Source organism: Clostridium sp., assembly GCF_021443865.1.
In the GTDB taxonomy this organism is placed as follows: Bacteria; Bacillota; Clostridia; order Clostridiales; family Clostridiaceae; genus Clostridium.
This window is the reverse complement of record NZ_JABUTB010000006.1, coordinates 36,380-42,978: the sequence shown is the minus strand read 5'-3', so window position 1 is coordinate 42,978 and position 6,599 is coordinate 36,380. Positions and strand designations below refer to the sequence as shown.

General features: G+C 28.8%; 6 protein-coding genes and 1 pseudogene. All 7 read right to left on the bottom strand.

From position 1 onward, the window contains the following. A pseudogene (locus HUJ77_RS02200) lies at positions 1-209 on the bottom strand (CTP synthase); the annotation flags it as partial. A 249-nt stretch (positions 210-458) separates the two neighbouring features. Beyond that, positions 459-1,295 carry a DegV family protein gene (locus HUJ77_RS02195; RefSeq protein ID WP_291706935.1) on the bottom strand — a complete coding sequence of 279 codons (837 nt, stop codon included), beginning with the start codon at positions 1,293-1,295 and terminating at the stop codon, positions 459-461. Between the two features lie 15 nt (positions 1,296-1,310). After that, positions 1,311-1,772 carry a tRNA (cytidine(34)-2'-O)-methyltransferase gene (locus HUJ77_RS02190; protein WP_291706934.1) on the bottom strand — a complete coding sequence of 154 codons (462 nt, stop codon included), beginning with the start codon at positions 1,770-1,772 and terminating at the stop codon, positions 1,311-1,313. 135 nt (positions 1,773-1,907) lie between these two features. Next, on the bottom strand, positions 1,908-2,912 hold the full coding sequence (gene splB / locus HUJ77_RS02185) for a spore photoproduct lyase (protein ID WP_291706933.1): 1,005 nt from the start codon (positions 2,910-2,912) through the stop codon (positions 1,908-1,910). A 52-nt stretch (positions 2,913-2,964) separates the two neighbouring features. Next, entirely contained in the window at positions 2,965-3,801 is an 837-nt protein-coding gene (locus tag HUJ77_RS02180) for a Cof-type HAD-IIB family hydrolase (RefSeq protein WP_291706932.1), read from the bottom strand. Between the two features lie 130 nt (positions 3,802-3,931). Further along, entirely contained in the window at positions 3,932-5,437 is a 1,506-nt protein-coding gene (locus HUJ77_RS02175) for a VanW family protein (protein WP_291706931.1), read from the bottom strand. Between the two features lie 192 nt (positions 5,438-5,629). Further along, positions 5,630-6,571, bottom strand: coding sequence for a glycoside hydrolase family 25 protein (locus HUJ77_RS02170; RefSeq protein ID WP_291706930.1), 942 nt, complete (start codon positions 6,569-6,571; stop codon positions 5,630-5,632). Between the last annotated feature and the right edge of the window lie 28 nt (positions 6,572-6,599).

Below are 6,599 nucleotides of genomic sequence, written 5' to 3'. Positions count from 1 at the left end.
TCAGTTTCTGCACCATCATCAGTTACAAAAACTTCTCCATGTTGATAAGGACTCATTGTTCCTGGATCAATATTTAGATACGGGTCAAACTTTTGAATTGATACTTTTAACCCTCTATTTTTTAATAATCTACCTAAAGAAGCTGCTGTAATTCCTTTTCCTAATCCTGAAACAACTCCACCTGTTACAAAAACATATTTAGTATTCATACTATCCCTCCAAGAAAAAAATCTATTGACACTTGATTTAACTTCTGATATAATTTAAATTACCTCTCTTATTATCATTTTTAAAATCAACATCATAAAATTAATAATATCACATTCTTTAAGTAAACGTTATACTTAGGAAGAAGTTTTTATTTTTATACAAAAATACAGAGCCACATAAGTAGCTCTGTATTGCATTTCTCAATTAAATTTTAATTCTTATTAATATTAATATAAATATAATTTCAATTATTTAGTTACAAAAAATAATCCACATGCTCCAACTCCTGAATGGATACCAACTGTACAGCCTGGAGTAGTTTCTATATGTTTAATATTATTTTCATCTAAGTATTTTTTAAGTTCACTTTTAATTTCTGGACTTTCTATCTCTGTTAGCATAACATATTCATCTCTGTCAGCGTTAGAATTCTCATATTCAGAAATTATTTTCTTAATAACCTTTTTATTGCCTCTTACCTTATCTTTAGCTATCATCATTCCATTTTCAAAGCCTACTATAACTCTAAGACCTAAAGCATTTCCTATAACCCCTGCAGTCTTAGATATTCTACCGCCTCTAACTAAATTGTCTAATGATTCAAAGCATAAAGATGCATTCATTTTAGGTATCAATTCTTCTATTTCTCTTTTAATTTCTTTTGGGCTTAACCCCTTATCTCTAAGTTCACATGCTTTTAACACAAAGAATCCTTGAGCCGATGTTACAACTTGAGTGTCTATTAAAGTAATATCATCAGAATCTACCATTTCCTTTGCTATACATGCTGAATTATATGTTCCACTCATGTTTGAAGACATAAGTAACACAACTACTTCATATCCTTCATTTAAAGCATTTCTAAAGTATTCTTCAAATCTATTTGGTGTGACTTGTGCCGTAGTTGGGACAATCCCTTCTTTGTCAATCTTATCTAACATTGTCTTTAAATCTATTTCATTTCTATCTAAATAACTTTTATCACCAAAGTTAATTAGAAGTGGTAAAACATCAATGTTATTCTCTTTAATCAACTGGTCAGGAAGATCTAAACAACTATCTGTTAATATTTTTATTTTTTTCATTATTATTCCCCCTAATTATTTCATTTCAGGAAAACCAATTTGTCTTAAGGCTTCATAAGCTATTATTGCTACAGTATTTGACAGATTTAAGCTTCTTGTGCTAGTTTTAATCATTGGAATTCTTATTCCTTCATGTGCCTTATGCACCTCTTCCGGAACACCTGCTGATTCTCTACCAAACATTATAAAATCTCCTTCTTTAAAGGAAACTTCGTCATAATGCTCACCACCATGAGTGGTTGCTAAGTATATTTTTTTATCTCCATACTTTTTCATAAAGTCTTCATAACTTTCATGCATTTCAAGTTTTAGTTCGCTCCAATAATCTAATCCCGCTCTTTTCACTTGTTTATCATCAATCTTAAATTTCATAGGTTTAATTAAATGCAAGGTTGAATTAGTTAAAACGCAAGTTCTTGCAATGTTTCCTGTATTTTGTGGGATTTCTGGTTGATATAAAACTATATTTAAATTCATTTTAATGACCTCCAACAAAAAAGTAAGATTTTATAACCTTACTTAATTTAACACCTATTAAAAATAATACTATATGGTAACCTATTAGTCAAAGTCATTTATCATTAATTAACATATTATTTTACGAAATATTGTTTAAACAATATATAAAATACTTTTTTCTCCAAAATCCCTACTTAATCTTTCAGTAAAAAACTCTTTTATTTCTTTCATATCCTCATCTTTGTATATATATTTCCCATATCCAAACTGTCCATACTTAAATTTTCTATCCTCTTCTTTCATTGGCAATGAAGAGTCCTTATATATGGTGAGTATATTATTTTTTGCTCTTTCTGTGAATCTATGAGTTATTACTTCAAAGGTAATTTCTTCTCCTTGAAACTCTTTTTGTACTTTATCTAATAATTTGTTGTAATCTTCTTTCCAGCCTTCATATATAAATACTGGAGCTATTAGAAAGCCTATTTTATAACCATCTTGTTTTACTTTTTTTGCAGCTTCTATTCTTTTCTCTGCACTATCAGTTCCATGCTCGTATTTTTTTATTATTTCTTGTGAATTTATACTAAATCTAATTTCTGTATGATTATTATGATTTAATCCTATAAAAGGATCTACCTCAGAATATTTACTTACAAATCTAAACCTTGTGTGTTCATTTTCACCAAATACTTCTATAGCCTTGCTTAATCCATGAGTATATCCTTCAACTGGAATGGGATCGGATGTAGCTGAACCTTCAAATATTGTTATTTGTGGTAGTCTTTCATTTGCATATTCAAAGGCCCTATCTAATATATTATCTATATCAACATAAACTTTAACATAAGGTCTTTTCCCTAGTTGTGTATTTAAATAACAGTATTCACACATTCCCATACATCCACTTACTAAAGGAAGTTGATAATGTGCTGAAGGCTTACAACTTAGAAATTTTGCATTTCCTTTAACTCCAATAACTAAAGTTCTTTTGCTATCAAAAAACTTTTTTACGGCATCATCCTTCGATCCATTTACTCTTCCAGTTTTATTAACTTCAATTTCAATTCCTTGCTTTTTAAAATTATTAAAAAGCTCTTCCCCCAATGAAAATTTCAAAGCTTTTTCTTCAAATACTACCTTTTGTGGTACAAACATAATATCACCTCTTATATATTATGCTTATAAATAAAACCATCCATACTATTATTTATACATTGAAAATTTTCTTTATTGCTTTTGCAACTCCATTTTCTTTATTAGTATCTGTAATATAATCTGCTAAAGCCTTCACTTCATCTATAGCATTTCCCATTGCAACTCCAAACCCAGCATACTCAATCATTGATATATCATTTTCATTATCCCCTATACATACTATTTCTTCTCTAGTGAATCCATAATAATCAGCAAGGGCTTTTACTGCTCTCCCTTTAGAAACACCTCTATTATTAATTTCTACACTTCTAGAGCCAGAACCAAAATAAACAATATCTTCCATGTTTCTAAGTTCTTTCTTTAAAGCTGCAACTTTACTAGGTTTTGGTGAAAAAGCTATACATTTGGTAATTTGTCCATTTGTTCTTTTAAAGAATTCTTTCCATTCCTCTAAATTATTTATAATATGATATTTAATTTTTAAATTTTCGAAACCTACTTGTTTAGTCATATATATCTCAGTACCTAATTTAGTTATTTTATCTCCACAATAAATACTATCTAGTGTGTAAAAATGAAAGAAAAAGTCCATCTTATATAGAAGTTCAATAAGTTTTACACATACATCAGTATCTATAGTATTCTCATATATTACCCTATTATTATGCTTATCCCTAACAACTGCTCCATTAGCAGCAATTACAGGGGATTTCACTCCTAAAAGATGTGAATAATATGCCGCATTATTGTATATTCTTCCTGTGGTTACTACTATTTCAACGCCTTTATCATGTATTTTTTTTATAACTTCCTTACTTTCTTTAGATACTCGTTTCCTTTTCCCAAGTAAAGTTCCGTCCATATCTATACAGACCATTTTGTATGTCATAAAAAACTCCTTTGATAATTTAATATATTATATAATATCATTTGCAAAAGTATTGTACAATAATCTTAAGTATAAAATAAATTCAAAAAAAACATTTTACAAAAGTAAAATGTTTTTTATTAAAATTCTATTATTCATTTGGTTTATTTTCAGATTCATTAGTAGTTTCTTGATTAGTAGTTTCTTCATTTGGTTTTTCACTGTTATTATTTGAATCTTGAGGCTTTTGAGTTTGATTTTCTTCCTTTTTAGGTTCTTCTTTTTTAGGTTCTTCTTTTTTCTTAGTGCCTCTCTTAACAACAGTATCAGTTGTCATATAAACATCTGTTGAAATAAGTTCTCTATTTACTTCAACTCCGTTTTCATAAGTAATTTGATAAGAGCTTGCTTTATATCCTGGCATACCATATGATACTACTTTTTCTGTTCCAGCTTCCATAGTTGGATCATCTTCGTATTTCTTTTTAGGATCATATTTTTCATGAACTTCATTTACAAGCTCATAAGTTTTATTACCCATAGCTTCAACATTACCGTATATAGTAAAGTTTACTACTCCACCACTAACATATCCTTGAATATATATTGGGAAATCATAAGTATTTACAAATTTATAATCTACTACTCCGTTAGCAACTGTAGCATCTAATCCTGGTTCAGAATATGAAACTGTTAATGAGTGATTCATTCTTTCAGTAGATCTAATATTAGCTCTCATAACAGCTCTATATAAAGTTGTTGATACTTGGCAAATACCTCCGCCGTAATCAGGAACTATTTCATTTCCTACATAAGTATTAGCTTTTTCATATCCCTTATCTGGAGTTGTATCTCCTATTAAAGCATTATAGCTAAACTCTTCACCTGGCATAACTAAAGTTCCATTAATTATTCCTGCAGCTATTTCCATATTTCTAACTCTACCATCACCAGTATTATTATAATGGCTACTATATTCGCTAATTTTTCCTGTTATACTTTCTAAATCCGTTGATTTAACACTAGCTTCTTGATCCTTTAATTCAAAAGAAAGCTCTATGTCATTACTTGGATTTCCACTAATGCTTTCTACTAATTTATTATGAAGGTCCTCTTTATCTATAGTTTTACCTACTTCTTCAGGTACAATTGAAACATTACCTGAATTAACATTTATAGATGCATTTTTCGGTTCTATATTAACTTCTTCTAAAACCTTATTTTCAAAAGCTACTAAAGCCTCTTCATCAAAATTCACTTTAGGATTTAATTCTATAGAATTTTTTCCATTTATCAAAGAATTTTTAGCAAAAAGTCCATTATCTTTTCCATAAACTACTGCTTCATTTACTACTGATTCAATATCATAATTTAAATTTAATGTATCATAATTTAGTTCTAAAGTTTTATCAGCAGCTAAAACAGTTATCTTCTTGTCCACAATTAAATTTGGTAACTTTTCTTTTAATAGGTTTATAGCTTCTTCTTCGTTTAATCCGCCTATGTTTACACCATGGACACTAACTTCTGGGTAAATTTTATTTTCCCAAGCTGCAACCTTTTTATTAACAGAAAAAACATATCCTATAATTCCTACAATAACTAAAAAAAGTATAACTGATGCAGCTATTAATGTATTTTTATTTATTTTTTTCACCTACCCCACTCCTTTCTAACTTTCCCTAACAATTAATATATCTATACTATTATATTATATTTCTTCAACAAATTTAATATAAATCTAATAATATTATTTATTTTTTATATGAAATTATTACCAATATATATTAAAAAATGAAAAAGATGATAATTCTATCAACAGAGAAATATCATCTTTTTTAAATTAAAATTATACAGTTACTTTACTTCTGACTTGGGAAGTTTCTCCATCATAATCAAAAGCTTCTATAGATATAGTTACTGGTACATTTGTCTTAACTGGTAATTCAGATAAAGGAATTTCAAAGCTAGTATCATTTTTATCAGCAGTTCCAATCCAATAACCATTAGCAAATATATTATATCCTAAAAGATCTGAATCAGTATTTCTGTTCCAAGTTACCTTTAGTATACCGCCTTCTTTTACAGCTCTTAGACCATTAATTTGTTTTGGTTGCATTAATTCATCTAAATTATCTGGTCCCCAGTTTGCATCTACAGGATTTCCAACACCTTGAACTACTTCTCCCTCACTATATTGCCATATTCTCCATCTTTTCCAACCACCTAAATCTGGTGGATATGGTGGGTTAACTGGGACATTAGTATATAATGCTATCCATAATGGCATATTCTTTAAAGGCTGACTTCCATCTGGCAATTTAAAGTCATTATAAAGTTCAATGAAAAATGCTCCTGTATATAGCATTAATCTTCTTCTAGTTTTATTCTCAAAACATTTTCTAAATCTTTCTATCCAATCTATTAGTGCCTTTGTACTTATTTTATTATCTACAGGAGTCTCTATATCTAATACTGGGAATAAATCACCATAATTTTTATTTCCAAAGCCCTCCTGCAATATGTTAATAAAATCATTACATTGTGAATCGGCAGTTGTTAAATCATAAGAAGGTACCCCAAAGTGATAAGCTCCTACTGGTATTCCATAATTTCTTGCTTCTTTAGCAAATTCCAAAAACTTTTTATCTACTCTAAACTTTCCAGAACCAGAACCTGAAGATCTTAGATATAAAAAGTCAATAGTCTTTGCCAAGGTTTGAAAATTAACATTTTGAGTGTATTCATTTATGTCTATTCCAAAAGTACTGTTAGGATTTTTATTTTGCATTTTTCCTCCAAGAAAAATAATCTCTATA